Origin of the sequence: Paenibacillus sp. FSL R5-0378, assembly GCF_038009285.1 — a bacterium.
GTDB classification, from domain to species: Bacteria; Bacillota; Bacilli; order Paenibacillales; family Paenibacillaceae; genus Paenibacillus_AQ; species Paenibacillus_AQ favisporus.
In genome coordinates this window covers 7,187,084-7,209,242 of sequence record NZ_JBBPAY010000001.1, presented here as the reverse complement: position 1 = coordinate 7,209,242, position 22,159 = coordinate 7,187,084, and the positions used below count along the sequence as shown (strand labels likewise).

The window sequence follows — 22,159 nt, the reverse complement described above, 5'->3', positions numbered from 1 at the left end:
TTGCCAAAAGTCTCGAAATCATATATTATATATTTATAAATCTTAATATTAAAATAAATTCAGATCAGGTTTGGCAAGTCGTAAACGCAATGAGAGGTTTCAAATTCAGAGAGCATAGAGGAGGTTTCAAACCATGCTGCAGACGACAGGGATCCACCACATTACCGCATTCGTGAACAACGCCCAGGAAAACGTTGATTTTTACGCAGGGGTGCTCGGACTTCGACTGGTGAAAAAGACGATCAACTTCGATGCACCGAATGTGTACCATCTGTACTTTGGCAACGAGCACGGCAGTCCGGGGACGATTATTACGTTTTTTCCGAGGGACAATAGCCGAACAGGCACCATTGGCGGCGGACAGGTGAAAACGACGGTGTATGCCGTTCCTCCGGGAAGCCTGGATTTCTGGATGCAGCGTCTGAACTCTCTGGATTTGGCGTACGACACGACGGAAAGATTCGGAGAAACGTACATTCAATTCAAAGATCCTTCCGGTCTGCAGATTGAATTGGTGGAGCGGGCCGAGGGGGCGCCAAGCCGCTGGTCCTTCAGCGGGGTTCCAGTGGACCATGCCATTAAGGGATTTGGCGGCGCCGTTTTGGGAAGCAATAACCCTAAGCAGACGATGCTGGTTCTGGAAGAAATCCTCGGACTGGCCAAAATCGGCGAAGACCAAGGCCAGGTCCGTTACCGCAGCACCGGCGATATCGGCAACATCATCGACGTGAATATCGGTCAGGAAGAGCGGGGGACCGCCGGTGCCGGTACGGTGCATCATATCGCCTGGCGTGCCAAGGATTTTGCCGAGCATGAGGCATGGAGAAGTCTGGTGGAGGAAGCCGGTCTTCGTCCGACGCAGATCGTCGACCGTCAGTATTTTAATGCGGTGTATTTCCGCGAGCCGGGCGGGATTTTGTTTGAGATCGCCACAGATCCTCCAGGGTTTGCACGGGATGAGCCGGAAGAGGAAATGGGGACACATCTCATGCTGCCCGAGTGGTATGAGCCGCAGCGTGAAGTGATAGAACAACTTTTGCCGGACATTCAGGTCCGTGCGTTGGGAGGCGTACAATGATGAGTATGAAGCATATTTTTGTTCAAGGAAGTCGGCCGGAGGCACCCGTATTGGTTCTTCTTCACGGAACGGGTGGGAATGAGCGGGATTTGCTCCCGATCGCAGACATGATAGCACCAGGGGCATCCGTGCTTGGCGTGCGGGGAAACGTTCTGGAGCATGGCATGCCGCGTTTCTTCCGGAGACTGGCCGAAGGGGTATTCGACGAGGAAGATTTGGTTGCGCGGACGCATGAGCTGAAGGCCTTTTTGGATGAGGCGGCAGCGCAGTATTCCATCGACCGGAACCGGATGGTGGCTGTCGGCTTCTCCAACGGCGCCAACATTGCCGCGAGCCTGCTGTTCCATTACAGCGACGCCCTGCAGGGCGCGGTTCTGCTGCATCCGATGGTTCCGCTGCGCGGGAAGGAGCTTCCTGATCTAACCGGCGTTCCGGTATTTATCGGGGCAGGGACGAATGACCCAATCTGCTCTATCAGCGAAACCGAGGAGCTCCATTCGCTGCTGTCTGACGCCGGTGCGGATTCCGAGCTGCATTGGGCAAATTATGGACACCAGCTGAGCAAGCTGGAGATTGATGCGGCGACCGCCTGGTTTGAGCGTCATTTTAACAGCAAAGCATAAGGGTTTGATCGAACATAAGGAAAAGGCTGCTTGGGACTCATCCCGGCAGCCTTTTTTTGTTGCGTTGGAATTCCGTTCTCTTTACTCCGCCGGAAACTCCCAAGCGGGATTCCATACGATTTCCCACAGGTGTCCGTCAGGGTCCTGAAAATAACCGGAGTACCCTCCCCAGAATGTATCGTGCGCAGGTGAGGTGATGGTAGCTCCCGCCTGACGCGCCTGTTCCATCACTTGATCGACCTCTTCCTTGCTGGTAACGTTGTGGCCGATCGTAAACTCCGCACTGCTGGGGGCCGTGCGCTCGATGTTGGCGTCGTGGACGAGGTCGTCCCTTTTCCAGACAGCCAGCTTCACCCCGGCCTGAAGGTCAAAGAACGCGACCGCGCCGTGCTCAAACTCTGTTCCAATAATGCCTTCCGTAGGCAGCCCCAAGCCATCCCGGTAAAAGGCCAGCGCCCTTTCCAAGTCGTCTACCCCCAGGGTCAAAACGGATATACTTGGCTTCATCGTGTTACATCCTCCTTCTTGGATTAAAGTGTGTGCAATGTCTTCGGCTGGTACTTTTGATTATAGCAATGTATTGGTGACAGCTTGATTGTCATCATTAAGGAATAATTTGACTTCATTTCCGGCATGATATGAGAACCGATCATCGTACACAAGAGGTGGAAACTATGAAGGGAACCGCACTGGATATCCTCAAACAGCAGCTGAAGGATTCCCCGGATCTGGTTTGCCAGCCATTTCTCATTGACGGTAGAACTTGTACGTTATTTTATATACCTTCCATTGTAGACCAAGCGATGCTTCAAAAGAACATCGCCCGTTTTTTGCTGGCCGAAAGCCGGACGGGGAGTTGGGATGCTTTTCGCCGTAACCTGCAGCAAGGAAACGCGTTTCCGATCGTCTATCATTCCATTTCCGGCCCAGAAGAGGCATCCGTCCTGGTCGTACAAGGGAAGGCCGTCCTGCATGTGGATCAAACGGACGACTTTTACTATTTTGACACCGTACAGTACCAGAAAAGATCGATTGCGGAATCGCAAAACGAATTGGTCGTTACGGGTCCGCAAGAGGCTTTTATCGAGGATATTCAGAGCAACCTGTCCCTGCTGCGCCATAAGATCCGGCATCCGAAGCTGAAGATGAAGGAATATACAATCGGCGACTATACCAACACGTTGGTTTATGTGGTTTATATCGAGGGCCTGCCCAAAAACGAAGTGTTAGCCGAAATCGACAGCAAGTTGCAAAGCCTATCCATCGATGGGATTTTCGGTATTGGTTATGTAGTGGAGCATTTCAAGGAAAGCTCCACGCCGTTTCCGATATTTCAATATACGGAGCGGCCTGATGCCGTTGCAGCCTCTTTGCTCGAGGGGCGCGTCTGCATTTTGATGGATGGGGCACCCAATGCTGTGATCGCCCCGGTCACCTTGTTTTCGTTATTGCAGGCCTCGGAGGATTATTTTCAGAGTCCCTTTGCAGCCAGCTGGATTCGCACGGTCCGATTCGCTTTTTCACTGTTGTCGATTTTATTGCCTTCATTATACGTAGCGATTACGACGTTCCACCCTCAAGTCCTTCCGGCTCATCTGCTGATTACGATCGCATCGGCCCGTGAACGCATCCCGTTCTCGGCATTAACGGAAGCGCTGCTGATGGAGCTGACCTTTGAAGCGCTGCGGGAGGCGGGCATGAGAATTCCGAAGCCTGTCGGCCAGACGGTCTCGATCATCGGGGGGATCGTCATCGGCCAAGCCGCCGTTCAGGCAGGCATCGTCTCCGCTCCCATGGTCATCGTCGTTTCGATCACAGGGGTGGCCTCTTATATCATTCCCCATCTGGAGCTGGGGCTTATCTTTCGGATGCTCCGTTTCCCGTTTCTCATTTTGGGTGGTTCGATGGGGCTGATCGGCATATTCGCAGGTACTTTTGTTCTGTACGCGCATTTGGTGCACTTAAGGTCCTTCGGGGCCCCATATTTGCAGCCGGTCGCTCCGCTCGTCCTGTCCGATTGGAAAGACACGCTGTTGCGGCTGTCATCACCTTTGATGAACAAACGCAGCAGCGCCTTTTCGAGAATCCGGCATCGGAGGAGATAATCGATTCCTATGAAAACGACACTTATGAAAATTGGGCTGATGGTAATCTTGTTGTGCAGCATCACTGGATGCTGGTCCAAAGTCGAGCTGGATCAGCGTATTTTCGTAAACGGGGTGTTTGTCGATGTCGGCGAAGAACCCGGAACGGTGAAGGTCTCGATCAGCACGCCTCTGACCAACCGGCTGGATTCGGACCAGTTAAGCGGCGGGGGAGGCGGCAAGGACAAGCCCTACTCCTTGATCACCAAGCAATCCACAAGCATCGGCAAGGCGCTGGAATATATCCACAAAGATTTGTCGCGCCAGCTCAGCCTTTCCGAAATCAAAGTCGTGATGATCAGCGAACAATACGGCGAGCAGGGCATCGGCGATCTTTTGGAATGGATCAAGAGGGAACCCGATGTCCCGATCGGGGCATACTTGTTAGTTGCTTCCGGTAAGCTGGATGATGCCGCACACCTGACGCCGATTTTTGAACAGCTGCCCACCACGGTGCTGCTAAGCTTCGCCACCCAAGGTTATATGCTGAATACGACCATTAAGGACTGTCTCGTCGCGGACGCGGCAGGATTGGGATACGCCGCCACCTTATTGCAGAACGACAAGATCCATTCCGCCGCCGATGCTCATAAAAGCGAAACGTGGACGGGAATTAAGGGTGCAGCTTTGTTTCAGCAAGGCCGATTGAAAGGCACGCTCCCCTATGAAGAAGCCAAAACCATCGCATGGGCCTATGGGCATCTCAAATTTCCGATTTATTCCGTTCAATGGGATCACGGCAAGAGCAAAGCAGATCTTAAATTCACTTATACGAACGGCAAAACTTCGGTCAAAATGACCCCAAACGGCCCGGTTTTCACGGTTCATCTCAAAGGCAGGGCCAGCATCATAGCCAAAAAGGACGCTTCTCACCGCTTCGTGAAGGACGTCAGCGGGACCATCATGAATCAAATGAGAGAAACCGTCTCCGAAGACTTCCGGAAGAGCATTGCCTACTCTCAACAAATCGGAGCTGATGTGCTTCAGCTCGGGTTTCTTCTGGAGTGGAACGCCCCGCAGTACTGGCAGCAGGTGAAAGGCAAATGGCCGGAACACTATAAGAAGGATGCCGAGGTACGCGTAGTTACCAAGCTGAGCCTGGACGATTACGGGAAAGAATATTGAGAAGGGGAGCGAGGCGAAATGACTTCAAACAACAACTGGAGGTTGGCCCGATTTGCCTTTGTCTATTTTAACTCCCAGGCGTCCATCTTCCTTATTCCAGAGCTGGTATCCACGTCAAGCTATCAAGGAATTGCGGGCATCGTGTTCGGTTCCCTCCTGGGCTTCATCATTTTGTTCTATGTGGTCTATGTCGGCAAGCTTCAGCCGGCTTCCTCCTGGGTCACCTTCGGAAACCGAATCATGGGTAAAGGGATACATGGAGCCTTCGTTGTTATGCTGCTTGCATGGACGGTGTACTACGCCTCCTACGATATCCAAAGCTTCGTCTTGTTTTTCGGTACCAATTACTTGAAAGGAACCCCGCCCTGGTTCATCCAGCTCATTATCAGCCTCGTGATCCTCTACGTCGTCCGGTTGGGGGCAAGAACGCTTGTCTACATGTCGGATGGCCTTTTTTTGCTGATCTTTGCAACCACGCTGCTGATCACCTATTTTTATGCTGAAAACGCCAGTGTGCAGATGTTTCCGGCTTTTTTTCATTATTTTGACCTGCCTACTTTTTTCAGCAACACAATGGCTACGTTTTCGGTCGTGAGCGAGTGGGTGGTCTTTCTGTTTCTTGCTCCGGAATTTACATTCGGCAAAGGGACGTTCGCCAAGCTGGCGGTTGCATCGATTGGAAATTCCTTCGTCTTGTTGTCAGGCTGGATGTTTACGCTGCTTAATTTCAGTCCGCATTATGCCAAGCAGATCCAATATCCATTCCTCGAAATTATCCGAGGTAAAATAGACGATGGCCTGTTGGAAAACTCCGCCCCATTTATGATCGGGGTATGGACGGCTTCGATGCTGATCCATTGCTCCTTTTTGATATATGCCGGGACCAAGTGCATGTCCTATTTTACGAAAGGTAGAGGAGAGGGAATCATCGTCCCTTCGCTGACGCTCGTTTCGGCGGGGATTGCGTTTTATTACGCCTACCACTTGTCTGCCTACCAGAAGCATTATTTCTCCTTTATTACGGTGCTGGTGTGGATATTTATCGAGCTGATTCCGTTGTATTATGGGATCGTGGCCATGTTAAGATTACGGTCAAAAAAATGGTGGAGTGAGCAGACCTGAATGCGGGCAGCTCCATTTTAAACGTCAAGGAGTGAAAATACGATGAGCATCACTGTCATTTATGGGGGTACGCGTCCAGACGGGAATACGGAGCTTCTGACCGAGCGGGTCGTCCGGGGATTTGCCGGCGTGGACCGGATTGTGCTGAAAGAGTATACCGTTCAACCGATTGAGGATCTTCGACATACCGAGCAGGGGTTTCAGGATGTGGGCGACGATTACAACGCGCTGATTGACCGCGTGCTGGCCGCGGATACTGTGATTTTTGCCACGCCGGTGTATTGGTACGGCATGTCGGGCCATATGAAAAACTTTATCGATCGCTGGTCCCAAACGCTCAGGGACGATCAGCGCCCGCATTTCCGGGAATCGATGAAGTCCAAAACCGCTTATGTGATTGCGGTCGGCGGCGACGATCCACAGCTGAAAGGACTGCCGCTGATCCAGCAGTTTCAGCATATTTTCGGCTTTTTCGGAACAAAGTTTGGGGGCTATATCCTGGGCGAGGGGAATCGGCCTGGGACAGTTATCCATGATACTCCGTCGATCAAGCTGGCGGATGAGCTCCGGGACCGTCTGATCCGGCAGGTGCAAGAATAAGTCATATTTTTCAATTTGCATAGCTTGTGGTATATCTTGCCGTATGCTAAGATAACAATAAATAAGGAGCAGCCGGCCCAGGCTACTCCCTAGCACAAACATCTTGAGTGGGATTTCCCTCCAGGATCAAGCTTGACCTTGAAAATAACCCACTTAGGTGCCGACCTTAAGAGTGGGTTATTTTCGTTTATCGATGTAAGTGAGTAACGCTACCAGGAAAATCCCGAAGGTTAGTACTTCACCAAACGAAATGTTCATTCGCATCATCTGAGCTAACGTAACGTTTAACCTGAGAATAAAAGACTTAGAAAAGGCCCATTTAAGGTGGGCTTTTTTTATGCTTACCCATCAAAACAAATCCACACATTTCATGCATCATGATAGTGAGGTCTTCAAGCAGTATAGGCCCTTAGTTGCCCCAGTCACCAATTTTCTGGCGGATCCATACTGCCTCAACGGTTTGGATATTGACAACTTAGTACACCCGTACTAAACTAATTAGTACAGTCGTACGATTTGTTAGAATCTACGAAGCAGCTGAACTCCAATAGGGGGCGGGGGAGTCAATGGAACAATCGAAGAGAAGGCAGCAAATCGTGGAGGTCGCGATCCATACGATTGCCGAGCTTGGTTACGCCCAGGCCTCGGTGGGACAAATCGTCAAGCGTGCCAGTATAAGCAAAGGCGTGTTCACCTACCACTTCGCCAGCAAGGATGAGTTAATGGAGCAAATCGTCCATGAGGTCTTTGATGCCGGAGCACGCTTCATGTCTCCACGAGTCGAGGGACAAACGACACCTAGCGATATGTTGAAGACCTATATCGAATCGAACCTAGAATTTATGGGCGGGCACCGTGACTATATCGTAGCTTTAACGGAAGTTGTCACGAATGCGCGCACGGCGGACGGAAAGCTTCGGTTCGGAGGAGCCGCCGATGACTTGATCCTGGAGCCACTTATCGAAATATTGCGATGGGGGCAGGAGGCCGGGGAGTTCAAGCCGTTTACCGAACGCTCCACTCGTGTGACTGCAGCGGCCATCCGCAGCGCCATTGATGGCGTCGCAAGCCAGCTGCTCGTCAATCCCGGCCTGGACCTTTCGGGATACGCGGCGGAACTTGCCAACCTGTTTCTATCGGCCGTCCACCGTCCCTCTCATCCAGCGGATTCGTCTGCGGAAGGAGGAGAGCAGTCATGAAACGGATCGATCCGAGGGCGGTGAAAGCGCGAAGAATGGAAGGGTGGATCGCCAGCGCGATCAGTGTCGTGCTGATTATCGCGCTTCTATGGCTGACAATGGCTTACAGCTGGCCCGTCTGGATTGCGGGATGGAGTGCGGCCGCCGTTCTGCTGTTTATCGTGCTTGAGCTGGCGGTGCTGCCCGGTTTGCTGTACCGCTACTGGCGATATGAGATTACGGAAAAGAACGTAGAGCTGAATCACGGCGTCTGGGTGCGCAGGAAAACGTTAATCCCGATGGTGCGTATTCAGCATGTGGATTCCAAGCAAGGGCCGATCCAGAAGATTTATGGACTGTCCACCGTCACGTTCTCCACCGCAGCCGGCAGCCATCGCATTCCTGCATTGTCAGAGCAAGAAGCTGAGAATATTCGCAAGCAGATTTCGGATTGGGCAGGAGGGACGGACGGTGAACTCTAATCCAGGACCCTTGCCGGCCAACCGGCGGCTGCATCCCGTATCCATTCTGTACTTTCTGATTCATTCCGGGAAGGAATTGGCGGGCTTGCTGCCTTTAATTCCATTCTGTATTTTTCTGATCCATCGCGTATTTGGAAAAGAGATCGACCGCATCGTGCTGACCGCTTGCGTGATTGCGGCGGCTGCGGTCATGCTGATCGTGTTCGCTTGGCTGCGCTGGCGCCGTTTTGTGTACCGGGTGGAGGACGGCGTCCTTTATATGGAACACGGGCTGTGGGTCCGCCGAAAACTATGGATCACCAAGGAACGCATTCAGTCTCTGAATATCACAGTCAGCCTGTATGATCGAATGTTCGGGCTCGTTCGCCTGGAAATGGAGACGTCCGGGGGTGAAGATGAGCCGGAGGCCGTGCTCAGTTCGATTTCTGCCGCGGAAGCCGCCCGGATTCAGCGAGAGATCGGCATGGCAAACCCGGAGAAAGCGGCGTCCGAAACGTCCGGCGATTCCCTCGTTCACGCTGATCAGCCGAACGCTACTCCCCTGAACAGCATGCGGCTGTCACTGGGCCAAACGCTGATTCTAAGCACAACGAGCGGCAAATTCTCGATCCTCTGGATGGTGATCGTAGGGGGAGGCTTGAAGCTGTGGGATGAATGGGTGAGGGATACGCCGGTATGGGATCAGCTGTCCCCGCGGCTGATGGTCTTCGGAATCCCGGGACTCATCTTCATCCTTGCGATCCTTTCCTGGCTGCTCGCGTTTGCAGGCGCCTTCTTACTGGAGTACGGCTTTCGGGTTGAGGCCGAGGGCCGTACGTTAACCATCGAGCGGGGCGTTTTGGAAAGAAAAAGAACCGTCATCAAGCCGCACCGGATTCAGGCGATCCGCATCACCCAGAACCCGCTGCACAAGCTGCTTCGCCGGGCTTCGGTTCGAATGGTCATCGCAGGCAGCTCGGATGAGGAGAAAAAGGCCGTCGATTTGTTTCCGCTTGTCCGCTATGACGAGCTTCCTCTGCGGATGGCAGCTTTTCTGCCCGGCTTCCGCCTGCCGCAGACCTGGAACCCGGTCAGCCGTAAATCTTACCGTTCTTACACCGTGCTGCCTGTTCTCATCTGTATCATCCTGGCGGCAGCCGCCTGGTTGCTCGCGCCCGGCGTGTGGCGGTGGCTTGCATGGGTTCTTCCCCTCTTTGCCTGGGCAGCGTCATCAATGGAATACCGGAGGGCGGCCTGGAGCCGGGAGGAGAACCAGCTTCACATCCGCTATGGGAGCTTTTCCGAGAAAACCGTGCTGATCCCGATCTCCAAGGTACAGTGGCACAAAACCTCGCAGACTCCATTCCAGGCGGGAAAAGAGCTGGCCACGCTGAAAGTGGCGGTAGCATCCGGTAAATCCGGAGACAAAGTTTCGCTGCGGCATGCCTCGGCCTCCGATGTCGACATGCTCACCGATTGGCTTTCCGGAAAACAGTAGCTGATGGCCTTCCCACCGCGAAAAACGCCATAAGAAAAACGTCTATCGACGTACTTTCAAAGAAGACAGACCGCGGTTAGCTGAAGTTTTTCTTGCGATTATAGAATGGTTCAGCTTCGCTGAATTTTATAAATTCTATAATCTTCAAAAATAGGCGCCCGCCGGGAGAGAGCCTCTTGAAAAAAAGCCGCAAAAGCGTTAAGTTACTGAGTAATATAAAAACGTCCGTTTAAAAAGAGGGTTAGCGGAGTGAGGAGAGAACAAGAGATGAAAGATACCGGTAAGGAAACGCAGGCCCAGCCTTCAGCTGGCGCCGAAGGAGTCACTGTCGTGAACGCTGAAAGAGAAAGCGCGGCAGACAAGCCCCGCACCGTCAGCATGGAAGATATCGTCCGGGCACACCACGTGCTGCGGGAGGTTATCGTACGGACGCCGCTGCAGCGGGACCCGGTCCTGTCGGCGAGATACGAATGCAGCGTGTTTTTGAAAAGGGAGGATCTGCAGGTCGTGCGTTCCTTCAAGATCCGCGGGGCCTACAATATGATCCGCAGCCTGTCGCCGGAGGAGATGGCGAAGGGAATCGTGTGCGCGAGTGCAGGCAACCATGCGCAGGGTGTAGCCTTTTCCTGCCATGCGCTGAATATTCACGGGAAAATCTACATGCCGAGCACGACCCCGAACCAGAAGGTGAAGCAGGTCAAGCGCTTTGGCGGCAGCAACGTGGAAGTCATTCTGACCGGAGACACGTTCGACGACGCCTACGCAGAGGCGATCAAGGCCTGCGACCGCGAGGGCATGACGTTTATCCATCCGTTTGACGAGCCTAAGATCATTGCAGGGAACGGCACGATTGCGATGGAAGTGATGGAAAGCCTGGATTCGGCAGCAGACCATGTGTTTGTCACCATCGGCGGTGGCGGACTGGCGGCAGGCGTGGCGACGTACATCAAGACGGTCAGTCCCGCGACCAAAGTGATCGGCGTCGAGCCGGAAGGCGCGGCATCGATGAGCGAGGCGCTGGCTCAGCAAGGCGTCGTTACCTTGGACGAGATCGACAAGTTCGTCGACGGAGCAGCCGTGAAAAGGGTGGGCGACACCCCGTACGACATCTGCTCGCGCCTGCTGGACGACGTCGTCAAAGTGCCGGAAGGCAAAGCCTGCACGGCCATCCTGGAGCTGTACAACGAAAATGCAATCGTCGTTGAGCCCGCAGGCTCGCTGCCGGTCGCGGCGCTGGACCTGTACCGGGATGAAATCCGCGGCAAGACGGTCGTCTGCATCATCAGCGGCGGCAACAACGACATCGACCGGATGCAGGAGATCAAGGAACGTTCGCTCATGTACGAAGGCATCAAGCACTACTTTATGATCAATTTCCCGCAGCGCTCCGGCGCGCTCCGCGAATTTCTGGAGGACGTGCTCGGGCCGGGAGATGACATCACCAACTTCGAATATACGAAAAAGCACAACAAAGAGAACGGACCGGCGCTCGTCGGCATCGAGCTGAACAGCCGCGAGGATTATGAGCCGCTCATCGAGCGCATGAACCGGAAAGGTCTCAAATATACGGAGCTGAACAAGGATTCCAGCCTGTATAACATGCTGATTTAATAGCGGCCGATCCCCGGCGGCGGATGCTGATATTCTCGCCCCTTGGTGCACCGTGCCAACGTGGGAGCAATCCGCTTTCGCCCACCCAAACTACAAAAAGGGAGACCCTGCAACCATCGCAGCGGTCTCCCTTTTCTATTTTTAAATATGACAAATGATCAGCTTCGGAGAATGTACGTCGATAGACGATTTTTTATCCGGTTGATGATTCAGCCGATAAAAGTTTCGTCTGATGAACGAGCGGCATTATTTCAGCGCGGAATTGATGTAGTTCCGGACTTCCGGCGTCAGGGTGTCTTTGTTTTTGTTCACGACGTCAAGGAATCCCTTGATGCGTTTCAGGTAGCCGCTCGTGGCCGGGTTTCCTTTGCTGACGGCAGCTTCCAGCGCGGCTTTGGCCTTCGGATCGATTTTCTTGCTGTCATAGTCGAACATCGGCGTGTTGTTGAGGCCGTTCATGCTGATGGACAGGTACAGCTGGTACAGCGCTTTGACCTGGGTCACACGGTTGGATTTCGGATACGACTTTACGAATGCTTCCTGGGTCTGGGCACGCTTGATAACTTCCTGCCAGCTGATCGACAGCGCCGCATCGTTGGCAAAGCGGTTTTTCGTCTCCGCCGTCATGATATCGATATAGCTCTTGATATCGTTGGTTACGTAAGGGCGAACCTTCTGGAAACGCGGGTAGTCCAGCACCAGGTAGAACATGCCTTCAGCCGTTTCGAGACGATAGCCGCTGTCGCGGGCGCCTTTGAAGAGGGTTTTCAGGTTTTTGTCGCTCGTCTTATTGATCAGGGAAGTCAGGTCGTCGCCCTGCTTCATCAGCTTCATGAGGCTGCGCTGTACATTGTCTTTGTAAAATTTCTGGTTCCATGCTTCCAGATTGGCGTTTTCGGCATTCTCCATCTTGAGAGCCATCAGCATCGCTTGATACGGCGTTACTTGATACATGTTTTTCTCCATGTAGGCCAGTGCTTCCGCCTGCTTCGCCGGTTTCTTCAGCAGCTCCATCATGTGGTTGTAAATGGCGTTGGCGTGCTTCGTTTTGGCCGAGACGTCGGCAGAAACTGCCGATTTGGTAGCGGCAGGCTGCGCGGTGGCGGCATGAACCGCTCCGGCTCCGGTTTGCAAGGTAAGGGCAATCATAAGGGCAGCGGCTGTGGCCGCGGTAACTGTTTTTTTCATAGGTGTGTTCAACCTCCTGTTTGGTATATGAACATATTACCCGAAGGTTGTTTCGCTTTGATCTCAACTTGTTTCCGACTTGTAAACTTTTAGCGATTGATTTTGGTGACAGGGGAATTTCACAGTATTCCGTAGAACTAAATATCAGGGATTCGTATTTTTACTCACTTGTTTTGAATTTTTTGATATTCCATTAATCTACATACAACATATAACGTTTATGATGGATTTGATTTGCCGGCAGCAAGCACCGTATAAATAACGTTAGGGAGCGATTGGCGTGAACCCTGAACCACAACAAACCTTAGAAGCTACTAATGCAAAATCAGGCTCACTCTGGGAGGTGCTTCGCGTCTCCACCAAATTAGGCCTGACCTCCTTTGGCGGTCCGATTGCCCACCTGGGTTACTTCCATGACGAATACGTCCGGCGCAGGAAGTGGATGGACGAAAAAGCCTATGCGGATCTTGTGGCCCTCTGCCAGTTCTTGCCCGGTCCGGCAAGCAGCCAGGTCGGAATCGGGATTGGCATCCTCCGGGCGGGCCTGTGGGGCGGTGTGATGGCCTGGTTAGGCTTTACGCTGCCTTCCGTGATCGTGTTGGTTCTGTTCGCCTTATTGCTTCAAGGCTTCGATATCGCAAATGCAGGCTGGATACATGGGCTTAAAATCGTGGCTGTCGCTATTGTCGCTCAGGCTGTGCTGGGCATGGGCCAAAAGCTGACCCCGGACCGATCCCGGGTCACGATCGCCGTTGGCGCTGCTGCCCTTGTGTTACTATGGCCGACAGCCTATACTCAAGTGCTCATCATTGCCGCAGCTGGAATACTAGGACTGTGGCTGTACAAAAAGGGTCCGGATCCTGGCAGCCAAAGTCTGCGGATGCCGGTGGGCAAACCTTTCGCGATCGGCTGCCTTGTTCTGTTTTTCGGCCTGCTCGCTGCGCTGCCGCTCCTAAGACAAACGTTTGACATCCAATGGCTTGCCCTGTTCGACAGCTTCTACCGCTCGGGGTCATTGGTGTTTGGCGGCGGACATGTCGTACTGCCTTTGCTGGAGCGCGAGGTGGTGCCGACGGGGTGGGTGAATCCGGAAGACTTCCTTGCCGGCTATGGGGCGGCGCAGGCCGTTCCCGGACCGCTGTTTACTTTTGCAGGGTACCTCGGGGCGATGGCCGGCGGAATCACAGGTGCAATGGTAGCGACAGTGGCGATTTTCCTGCCTGCTTTTTTGCTGGTTGCCGGAGCGCTGCCGTTCTGGAACGGCCTCCGTAACAGCCCCAGGGTGCAAGGTGCGCTAATTGGGATTAACGCTGCCGTGGTCGGCATCTTGTTAGCGGCATTCTATGTTCCGATCTGGACGACGGCTGTTACGGCACCGGTTGATTTTGCCTTGGCTCTATTGTTATTTATTCTGCTTGTCTTCTGGAAGCTCCCGCCTTGGGTTGTCGTTCTTGCCGGTGCGTTAGCCGGAATGATTATCGGATGGATATGAGTGGATCTTAGAGGCTGCCGTATATAGCCAAAAACGAAAAATTCCCTTCGAGCAAGCGCAGCGCTGCCATTCAGCACATGCCTGCTTAAAGGGGATTTTCACTATGTTCGGGCTATCCGCAAATATGGGGCCAAGGCGCTTTGTCCAGCCAACCTCGTTTGCCGAATCAGCCTCTTCTTAGAAAGATAAAACGTAGCCCGGCCAGCCCAACCAATCCGATCACCAGGCTTACCCATGGGTTGACAGTGAAGACCGGCAGCATGGTCCGCATTGAGAACCCGATGATCATGACGATGATCAGGATGATCAAATACACCCCGATCGCCTTTAAATCGATCTTGGGCTTGCTGGAGCCCTCATCGCTGCCCGGTTTATTCAGGGTCTTGGTGACGAGCTCGGTCAGCAGAATCGAGCCTGCGGCCAACACGATCAGCGCCAGCAGGCTGATCCGATTGATCGGTTCCCCTGCATAGCCGCTCCATTCGGCGACCAGTCCGAACACCGCCTCGACCAAAAACAGAAATGTGAACGCCGCCCAAGGAATCATGATGTAATAGGCGGCTCCCTCGATGGCTTTACGCTTCGGCAGCGCATCCGCGATGCTGCGGGCACAGGCCGCCGGATCTTCGCCATACAGCTGGGATGCCGTGCGGCCGGCTTCCTGGGCCTTCAGCACGTCCGAAGCCACTTCGAGCAGCTTCTTCTCGGCCTGCTGCCGGTCGGCCCGGGTGCTCCGCACCGCGATGATGACATCCTCCACGTAATCCCGGTTCGCCGGGGTCATGCGTTCGCGCAGCCGGTTATTCTCTTGAATCATTTGCTTGATCGTCATTCTGTACGCTCCTCCATATACCACAAGTATAGGAACAGCCCCGGCCGTTTGCAAGGCAGCCCTCAAGGGTTACCGGCCCTCTATTCCTTGAAAAAGAGCATTTCATAGTGCACCGCCACATAAATGATGGCGATAATGACGCAGACGATCAGGACGATCGACAGCGGTTTTTCCTGGGCAAACGTCATGACATGGTCCCACATGGATGATCCATCCCCTCGCGAAAATGATAAGTAGACCTAGTTTCTGCCGCGCGTCTGTTTTCCATGCAGGCAAGGGGATATGAGGCGCAGCGATGGTCCATAGCAACGCTCCACAGCGACGCTCCACAGCCCAGCAGTAGTCTCCCGTCTTTCGCAATTTTGTGAACATTTAACGACCCCCGAATAATCCGCCCGGATGCGCGTGACAATAGGTCAATATGCATCAAAAATTTTATCTGACCAGGGGGTGACCTTGTCGTGAGCGACAACTTTAAGCAGAAATATGTGTGGGACAGCAAGAGCAGAGGATGGATCGTGGAAATGGCCGCGCTGGGGTCACTGAACGGGTCCGAACCAGCGGCCGAACAGGCGCGGACTAAGGGAGAAGAAGGCGGGCAGCCGTCTGTATCCGGGCAGCAGGCAGGGCAAGCGAATCGCATCAGCGATCAAGAGCTTCGCGGCGTTGGCCCGGTCGATGTCGGCAACGGCATACGGGGCGTAGGTCCGGCAGCCGAAGATAACGGAATCGGGCCTCGGACGGCGGGCGAATTCACGAGCGAAATGGCCGAGGAGCCGATCGAAGCTTACGGCTGGCTGAATGAACCCGAGTCCAAGGAGGAGCACGGCAGCCAGCATCCGCAGAACGTGCTGGAAGTAAGTCCGGAGAACAGCCTGCTGACCGATTGGGAAGGCCGGGAGGAAACCCATTCGATGTTCCGCCGCAGTTACGAATAGAGGCATAAGCCGCTTTTTCAATTGACACTCTCCACCCCGCGGTGATAAGATAAATTCCGATATCACATTAAACTTATCGGAATTATCAATATATAAATTTTATGGGGACGGGGGAGTTAGGATGGAGCGGAATATTACGATCCGGCACGAACAGGAGGAGCTGGCGGCGAGCCTGCATTATCCGGTGAAACAGGAAGGCAAGGAAGGCCGGAGCAAAGACCGCGTCCCGCTGGTGATCATCTGCCACGGGTTCGTCGGGAGCCGGATCGGCGTGGACCGGCTGTTCGTGAAGACCGCGCGCGAGCTGGCGCGGGAAGGATACATGGTGCTGCGCTTTGACTATGCCGGATGCGGCGAGAGCAGCGGGAGCTACGGGATGGAAGGGCTGGAGTCCATGATCGCCCAGACCCGGACGGTGCTCGATTACGGCATGAGCTGCGTGGATGTCGATCCGACGCGCGTAACCTTGATCGGGCACAGCCTGGGAGGTGTGGTGGCCATCCTGACGGCTGTCCGCGACCGCCGCGTCAAGAGCCTGGTGCTGTGGTCGTCGGTCGGATATCCGCTCAGCGATATTTTGAAAATCACCGGCAGAGACGTGTACGATACCGCGGTGAAATCCGGGTACTCGGATTACCTGGGTTATGACTTCACCCCGGGATTCTTCGACTCGCTCGGCCAGTATCAGCCGCTGCAGGAAGCGGTGAAGTTCGGCGGCGACGTGCTCATCATCCATGGAACGTCGGACGACACCATCCCGGTGGACTATGCATTCCTGTATCAAAAGGTGTTCTGGATGCGCAACGAGGGGCGCTGCGACAAGGAGATCATTTTCCAGGCGGACCATACGTATTCCTCGGGACCTCACCGCAGACAGGTGATCCACTGCACGAAGGAGTGGCTGAACGACCAGGAAGCCGTTCAACAGGAATGGCAGCATTGGATGATCTAGAACGTTACGAGGTTCGGTTATCCCAGGCAGACACCGGGTATGGTAGGCGTGGATAACGAGGCGGGGCGGCGATCCAAGGCAGGCGGGCGGACCGTATGTTCGGGCGGAAATTGGAAATCTCTCTGCATACACGGTACAATAGAAACAGCAACGTATACTGGCGTGTGGAGGTTGACATCGATGACATTACCAGCACTATTTGTAGCCCACGGTTCACCCATGCTCGCTTTGGAGGATCACGAGTACTCGCGGTTTTTGGAGTCACTGGGACGGGAGCTGCCTGCCCCGGAAGCCATCGTCGTCTTCTCGGCACATTGGGACAGTCCTGAGCAATCGATGACAGTGGACGAATCTCACGATACGATGCATGACTTTTACGGATTTCCTGAAGCGATGTACGAGCTCCGCTACCCGGCTAAGGGGTCGGCAGCCGTCACCCAAAGAATCGCCAGCCTGTTCGAAGCAGGCAACCTGCATTACGAGCCCGTTCTGGGACGCGGCCTGGACCATGGCGCCTGGGTCATCCTGAGCAAAATGTACCCGAACGCGGACATCCCAGTCATCGAGCTGTCCGTGGATTCACGGCGGTCACCTGAGGAGCAGTACGCCATTGGCGCGATGCTGAAGGAGCTGCGTCAGGACAACGTTCTGATCATCGGCAGCGGCGGCCTCGTTCATAACTTGCGGCTGATCAGCCAGACGGATGAACCGGAAGCCTGGGCGGTCGAATTCGACGAATGGATTGCACGGAATCTGGAGACCTGGAACCTGAAAGAGCTGTTTAACTACGACAAAAAAGCACCGCATGCGCGCGAAGCCGTTCCGTCCTACGGGACCGAGCATTTTGCCCCGCTGTTTTACGCGATGGGCGCAGCAAGCGACGAGGCGAAGGCCAAACGGCTGATCCAGACGTACCAATATGGAAGCCTCAGCCTGAACTGCTGGATGTTCGGCGGGTCTTGAACCGATCGGAAGGCTGGCAAGCAAGATTGCATATTGAAGTGGACCGGCGAGCGCCGAAAGTCCTGTAAAATATAAACGAGCCGGCATCCTTGCCGGCTCGTTTCTTGTTTGAACGGGGGAACGTTCAAAAACAGTATATGGGGAAAGCGGCGGTCCGCATCCGTCCATCCGGCTTTCGCGGGATTCGCGCTTCAGCCGAGTGGACGGTGCTGGTTGCGGGCCGTCCGCTTGCTCCTGAAGTTAAGCGGCGCCCTTGCTCTTGCCATTCATGCCTGGTGCGGGTGCCGGCGTGGGATCCATGCCGTCATGATGCCGGTGGAACAAGCCGCGGAGGTAAGGCAGTACCCAGCGGTCCAGACCGATCCGGCCGGCGTTGGCGGCAGCGACGACGATGAACATTTCAAGCAGCAGCATTTGTGCGTTGGTGCTTACGGTGCCCGAGAAGAGGAACGCCGCGTTCATCACCATACCCATCAGGGCGGCGAAGGTGGTGAAGGTGCCGAGGATCAGCCCCAAGCCGACCAGCGTTTCGCCGAGCGGGATCAGGACGTTGAAGAATTTGACGCCCGGCAGGGCCGCGTGTTCCAGGAAGGCAGCCCACCAGCCTTGAACGGCCGGGTGATCACCGGTACTCTTGGCAATCGCCCCCTGCAGGAATCCGCCGGCATCAAAGCCTCCGGTCAGTTTCTCGATACCGCCTTTGATCCAGCTGTACCCCAGGTAGATCCGGACGACGGTCAGCAGCCAGCTTGCTACTTTGTGATTTCTAAGCCAATGGTTGAACATGATTTGTTCCACTCCTTTATTTTCTTTAGGTTATGTTGCTTTTGGAAGATGATCATCTTTGATGTCTTTATTATAAGTGAAAAATTTCACAACAACTGTGATATACATCACATATCCAACAAAATACGGAAAAAGATTTCAGTTATGTTTAAGCTTCAAACGCTAAGCTGGATTTATCCGAAATAGCGGGTGTTTTGGAAGTCGAAAAAATAAATAACCTTCAGTGTAGCCGTACCCGGAGTACAATCCCTCGCGTGTCTCTCAGGTTATGCCTGTAGTCCGCCGTAGTGTGGTCCGTCAATCTGCTTGGGATCAGGATCAAACGCCCGCTAGTGCGAGTCCGTCGGCCCGCCAATCTGCCTGAAAACACAGACAGATGCCGCCCTTTTGTGATTAAATGGAAGGAAAGCATGTGTGGACGAGCCACACAAAGACAGCAGGGGATGACCGGGAGTTTACGATGAAGGGATGAATCCAAGCGAATGAACGATACGTGGAGTACAGGCTGGAGGAGGCTGGCAGGCACGCTGCTGTGCCTGACGCTGAGCGGCGCGCTCTTGGCCGCCTGCACCGAGAAAGCGGCGGAGGCGCCGCAGCCGCCCGCCGCTGGGGAGCAGCAGCCGGCGCAGGACGAGCCGGCGCCGGAGGAGACCGCACCGCCGGAAGCAGCGGAGCAGGAGCCGGCGGCCTATACGGCGCCGCTGACCGGGCTGCCGGTGGAGCAGCCGGCAGACAAGAGGCCGCTGGCGGTGATGATCAACAACGCGCCGGCGGCACGGCCGCAGTCGGGCCTGAGCCAGGCCGACATCGTCTATGAAGTGCTGGCTGAGGGCGGGATCACGCGGCTGATCGGCATCTTCCAGAGCCGGGGCGCCGAGGAGACGATCGGGCCGATCCGCAGCATCCGCCCGTATCTGATCGATCTGGGCGAGAGCTACGGCGGCGTGCTGGTGCATGCCGGGGGCAGCAACGACGCCTACGCGATCATCCAGCGCCAGCACAAGGAGGACCTGGACGAGATCAGCAACGCCGGTCCGTACTTCTGGCGCGACAAGAGCCGCAAGGCGCCGCACAATCTGTATTCGAGCGCGGATAAGCTGCGCGAGGGAGCGGACAAGCGCGGATACGCGGAGCATGTGGAGCTGAAGTCGTATCCTTTTCACGATCCGGCGGACGAAAGCGTTCCCGAGGGCGAGGACGCTGCGGGCGTCGACGTCACCTTTTTGCTCCAGAACTATAAAGTTTCCTATAAATATGATACCGCAACCAAGCTCTATCAGCGCTTCATTAACGGCAAGCCGCATATCGACCTGAACAACAACGAGCAGCTGACCGCGGCGAACGTCATCGTGCTGGGTGCCGACCAGAAGGTGCTGGACGATGTGGGCCGGCTGGACATCGATGTAGCTTCCGGCGGGAAGGCCGTGCTGCTGCAGCGGGGCAAGGTGCTGGAGGGCAAGTGGGTGCGCGCCAAAGGGGATGTCATCCGCTTTGTAAAAGACGGACAAGAGGTGCCGCTCTACCCGGGAACCACGTATTTTAACATCGTGCCGAATGCGCCATCTTTCGACAGCCATCTACAGCTTCTCAAATGACGGAAAAATAGGGGAAGGATGGCGAATCCTTGCGGGAATTGTCACTTCACCGGATATTTTGGCAGGGAATGGGTAAGTTTAATATATAAATTCGGCAGCGAGTTTACATTGCATTAAAATTGAAAGCCGCTTATCTTTACAAACCGTAGGACGGATTGATAAGATAACAAGGGTTGTCATTCTCATGTTTTTGCGGTGTTTATGCAAACTTATGTAAAGGGGTTATCGTATGAGATTGAAGAAAAAGGACATATTTTTCCAAACCCTGGAGAATATGGCCGATACGATTGTGCAGGCTGCCGATTATTTCGCCCAGCATGTGGACAATCTGCAAGATGTGCTTGTTTTTGCCAACGAAATGAAGAGATTCGAGTCGCAATGTGACGATTACACGCACACGATTATTACAGAACTCAACAAGACATTCATTACGCCCATCGAACGTGACGACATCATGGACCTGACAACCACCATGGATGATGTGATGGACGGGCTGGAGGCCTGCGCTTCCCGTTTCGACATGTACCATCTCCCGGATCCGGATGAGTATATCGTGCAATTCGCGGAAATTCTCCGTCAGTCGGCTTATGAAATTCAGAAAGCGATCCACCTGCTGTCCCAGAAGAAGCTGCTGGCCATGCGTGAATATACGATCCGCCTGAACGACCTGGAGAACCAGGGCGACGAGCTGCTTCGCATTTGTATTAAAGAGCTGTTTGCGAAAGTGACCGATCCGATCGAGCTGATCAAGCGCAAGGAAATTTACGAACGCCTTGAGACGACCACCGACGCTTGCGAAGACGTGGCCAACATGCTGGAATCGATCATTATGAGCAACTCGTAAGGGGTTTTGGAGACACATGGAGACATCATTATTTGTACTTACCATAGTCATCATTCTGGCGCTGGCGTTTGACTTCATCAACGGTTTCCACGATACCGCGAACGCGATTGCCACGTCCGTATCGACACGGGCGCTGAAGCCGCGGACGGCGATCCTTCTGGCGGCGGTCATGAACTTTGTCGGCGCGATTATGTTTACGGGCGTCGCGAAGAAAATCGGCGGCAGTGTCACCGACCCCTCGACGCTGAATAACGGGCTCGAAGTCGTCATAGCCACGCTGCTGGCGGCGATCATTTGGAACCTGGTCACCTGGTGGCTCGGCATTCCGTCCTCCTCGTCACACGCACTCATCGGTGCGCTGGCCGGAGCGGTGTACGTCGGAGCAGGCTCAAGCCATATCAAGTGGAGTGGCTTTACGGAAATTGTGGAAGGCTTGCTGTTATCCCCTCTAATCGCATTTGTGATCGGCTATATCGTCATGACGATTCTGAAGTGGATCTTTGCCAAACGCAGTCCGCATACGGTCAATAAAGGCTTCCGGTTTATGCAGATCATTACGGCGGCGCTGCAGTCGTTCACGCACGGCACCAACGATGCGCAGAAGGCGATGGGGATCATCACCCTGGCGCTTGTGACATCGGGCCGGCTGGAGACGCTCGAAGTTCCGCTCTGGGTTAAAATCGCTGCGGCGACCTCCATGGCGCTCGGCACGTCCATCGGCGGCTGGAAAATCATCAAGACGATGGGCACGAAAATTTTCAAAATCGAGCCGATCAACGGCTTTGCGGCAGACTTCTCGTCCGCTTCCGTCATCTTCACGGCAACGCTCCTGCACCTGCCAGTCAGTACGACGCACGCAATTACGTCTGCGATCTTAGGCGTGGGCAGCGCGAAGCGCTTTTCCGAAGTAAAATGGTCGCTGGCCGGAAGAATCGTCATCACCTGGTTCATTACCATTCCGATTTCAGCGGTGCTGGCGGGCATTATCTTTAAAATCTTTTTCTAATCTTGGTTAATCTCATATATATAGATGTACACATTTGGAGTAGAGTGGGGGCCAATCGTCAAAGGGTTGGCTTTTTTGTTGCGCAAAAACATCGCCGGCGTGACTTCGTTCGAACGGATGCTG

The 22,159-nt window shown here is 54.3% G+C and carries 22 protein-coding genes; 17 read left to right on the top strand and 5 right to left on the bottom strand.

Features of this window, described 5'->3' with window-relative positions; all coding sequences use genetic code 11:
* Positions 1 to 133: 133 nt before the first annotated feature.
* Positions 134 to 1,078, top strand: a complete 945-nt coding sequence (locus MKY74_RS33280) for a ring-cleaving dioxygenase (RefSeq protein WP_076176803.1) — start codon at positions 134 to 136, stop codon at positions 1,076 to 1,078.
* On the top strand, positions 1,078 to 1,701 hold the full coding sequence (locus MKY74_RS33275; protein WP_076176802.1) for an alpha/beta hydrolase: 624 nt from the start codon (positions 1,078 to 1,080) through the stop codon (positions 1,699 to 1,701). The genes MKY74_RS33280 and MKY74_RS33275 overlap by 1 nt, the downstream gene beginning before the upstream one ends.
* Before the next feature lie 81 nt (positions 1,702 to 1,782).
* Here the strand turns inward: MKY74_RS33275 and MKY74_RS33270 are convergent, their stop codons facing one another.
* Positions 1,783 to 2,208, bottom strand: coding sequence for a VOC family protein (locus MKY74_RS33270; RefSeq protein WP_076176801.1), 426 nt, complete (start codon positions 2,206 to 2,208; stop codon positions 1,783 to 1,785).
* A 167-nt stretch (positions 2,209 to 2,375) separates the two neighbouring features.
* Between MKY74_RS33270 and MKY74_RS33265 the strand changes: the two genes are divergently transcribed.
* The 8 genes from MKY74_RS33265 to ilvA all read left to right on the top strand — a co-directional run bounded on the left by MKY74_RS33265 (position 2,376) and on the right by ilvA (position 11,440).
* Positions 2,376 to 3,806: a spore germination protein gene (locus MKY74_RS33265; RefSeq protein WP_076176800.1), complete on the top strand. Its 1,431-nt coding sequence runs from the start codon at positions 2,376 to 2,378 to the stop codon at positions 3,804 to 3,806.
* A 9-nt stretch (positions 3,807 to 3,815) separates the two neighbouring features.
* On the top strand, positions 3,816 to 4,970 hold the full coding sequence (locus tag MKY74_RS33260; RefSeq protein WP_076176799.1) for a Ger(x)C family spore germination protein: 1,155 nt from the start codon (positions 3,816 to 3,818) through the stop codon (positions 4,968 to 4,970).
* A gap of 18 nt (positions 4,971 to 4,988) precedes the next feature.
* Positions 4,989 to 6,092: a GerAB/ArcD/ProY family transporter gene (locus MKY74_RS33255; protein WP_076176798.1), complete on the top strand. Its 1,104-nt coding sequence runs from the start codon at positions 4,989 to 4,991 to the stop codon at positions 6,090 to 6,092.
* 42 nt (positions 6,093 to 6,134) lie between these two features.
* Entirely contained in the window at positions 6,135 to 6,692 is a 558-nt protein-coding gene (locus MKY74_RS33250) for a flavodoxin family protein (protein ID WP_076176797.1), read from the top strand.
* Positions 6,693 to 7,258: 566 nt separating this feature from the next.
* Complete coding sequence (locus MKY74_RS33245; RefSeq protein ID WP_076176796.1) at positions 7,259 to 7,891, top strand: TetR/AcrR family transcriptional regulator; 633 nt, start codon at positions 7,259 to 7,261, stop codon at positions 7,889 to 7,891.
* On the top strand, positions 7,888 to 8,352 hold the full coding sequence (locus tag MKY74_RS33240; protein ID WP_076176795.1) for a PH domain-containing protein: 465 nt from the start codon (positions 7,888 to 7,890) through the stop codon (positions 8,350 to 8,352). The genes MKY74_RS33245 and MKY74_RS33240 overlap by 4 nt, the downstream gene beginning before the upstream one ends.
* The gene (locus MKY74_RS33235) at positions 8,342 to 9,829 is read left to right on the top strand and encodes a PH domain-containing protein (protein ID WP_167372952.1); all 1,488 of its coding nucleotides are present in this window, start codon (positions 8,342 to 8,344) and stop codon (positions 9,827 to 9,829) included. Before MKY74_RS33240 ends, MKY74_RS33235 begins: the two co-directional genes overlap by 11 nt.
* 378 nt (positions 9,830 to 10,207) lie before the next feature.
* Positions 10,208 to 11,440, top strand: a complete 1,233-nt coding sequence (ilvA, locus tag MKY74_RS33230) for a threonine ammonia-lyase IlvA (RefSeq protein ID WP_076176828.1) — start codon at positions 10,208 to 10,210, stop codon at positions 11,438 to 11,440.
* A 246-nt stretch (positions 11,441 to 11,686) separates the two neighbouring features.
* On the opposite strand, the gene MKY74_RS33225 is transcribed toward ilvA, so the two are convergent.
* Positions 11,687 to 12,628, bottom strand: a complete 942-nt coding sequence (locus MKY74_RS33225; RefSeq protein ID WP_076176793.1) for a hypothetical protein — start codon at positions 12,626 to 12,628, stop codon at positions 11,687 to 11,689.
* Positions 12,629 to 12,908: 280 nt separating this feature from the next.
* On the opposite strand from MKY74_RS33225, the gene MKY74_RS33220 reads away from it, so the two are divergent.
* Positions 12,909 to 14,120 carry a chromate transporter gene (locus MKY74_RS33220; protein ID WP_076176792.1) on the top strand — a complete coding sequence of 404 codons (1,212 nt, stop codon included), beginning with the start codon at positions 12,909 to 12,911 and terminating at the stop codon, positions 14,118 to 14,120.
* 166 nt (positions 14,121 to 14,286) lie between these two features.
* Here MKY74_RS33220 and MKY74_RS33215 read toward each other — a convergent pair whose 3' ends face one another.
* Positions 14,287 to 14,952, bottom strand: coding sequence for a DUF1129 family protein (locus MKY74_RS33215; RefSeq protein WP_076176791.1), 666 nt, complete (start codon positions 14,950 to 14,952; stop codon positions 14,287 to 14,289).
* Between the two features lie 80 nt (positions 14,953 to 15,032).
* Complete coding sequence (locus MKY74_RS33210) at positions 15,033 to 15,155, bottom strand: hypothetical protein (protein WP_256992987.1); 123 nt, start codon at positions 15,153 to 15,155, stop codon at positions 15,033 to 15,035.
* A gap of 258 nt (positions 15,156 to 15,413) precedes the next feature.
* On the opposite strand from MKY74_RS33210, the gene MKY74_RS33205 reads away from it, so the two are divergent.
* The 3 genes from MKY74_RS33205 to MKY74_RS33195 all read left to right on the top strand — a co-directional run bounded on the left by MKY74_RS33205 (position 15,414) and on the right by MKY74_RS33195 (position 17,805).
* Positions 15,414 to 15,890: a hypothetical protein gene (locus tag MKY74_RS33205; protein WP_076176790.1), complete on the top strand. Its 477-nt coding sequence runs from the start codon at positions 15,414 to 15,416 to the stop codon at positions 15,888 to 15,890.
* A 121-nt stretch (positions 15,891 to 16,011) separates the two neighbouring features.
* Positions 16,012 to 16,842: an alpha/beta hydrolase gene (locus MKY74_RS33200; RefSeq protein ID WP_076176789.1), complete on the top strand. Its 831-nt coding sequence runs from the start codon at positions 16,012 to 16,014 to the stop codon at positions 16,840 to 16,842.
* Between the two features lie 180 nt (positions 16,843 to 17,022).
* The gene (locus MKY74_RS33195; RefSeq protein WP_076176788.1) at positions 17,023 to 17,805 is read left to right on the top strand and encodes a DODA-type extradiol aromatic ring-opening family dioxygenase; all 783 of its coding nucleotides are present in this window, start codon (positions 17,023 to 17,025) and stop codon (positions 17,803 to 17,805) included.
* Positions 17,806 to 18,045: 240 nt separating this feature from the next.
* On the opposite strand, the gene MKY74_RS33190 is transcribed toward MKY74_RS33195, so the two are convergent.
* Positions 18,046 to 18,591, bottom strand: a complete 546-nt coding sequence (locus tag MKY74_RS33190; RefSeq protein WP_076176787.1) for a DoxX family protein — start codon at positions 18,589 to 18,591, stop codon at positions 18,046 to 18,048.
* Positions 18,592 to 19,073: 482 nt separating this feature from the next.
* Between MKY74_RS33190 and MKY74_RS33185 the strand changes: the two genes are divergently transcribed.
* The 3 genes from MKY74_RS33185 to MKY74_RS33175 all read left to right on the top strand — a co-directional run bounded on the left by MKY74_RS33185 (position 19,074) and on the right by MKY74_RS33175 (position 22,036).
* Positions 19,074 to 20,186 (top strand): DUF3048 domain-containing protein, encoded by a 1,113-nt coding sequence (locus tag MKY74_RS33185; RefSeq protein ID WP_076176786.1) that lies wholly within the window; start codon positions 19,074 to 19,076, stop codon positions 20,184 to 20,186.
* A 229-nt stretch (positions 20,187 to 20,415) separates the two neighbouring features.
* Positions 20,416 to 21,030 (top strand): DUF47 domain-containing protein, encoded by a 615-nt coding sequence (locus tag MKY74_RS33180; RefSeq protein ID WP_076176785.1) that lies wholly within the window; start codon positions 20,416 to 20,418, stop codon positions 21,028 to 21,030.
* A 16-nt stretch (positions 21,031 to 21,046) separates the two neighbouring features.
* Positions 21,047 to 22,036: an inorganic phosphate transporter gene (locus MKY74_RS33175; RefSeq protein WP_076176784.1), complete on the top strand. Its 990-nt coding sequence runs from the start codon at positions 21,047 to 21,049 to the stop codon at positions 22,034 to 22,036.
* The last annotated feature ends 123 nt before the right edge of the window (positions 22,037 to 22,159 follow it).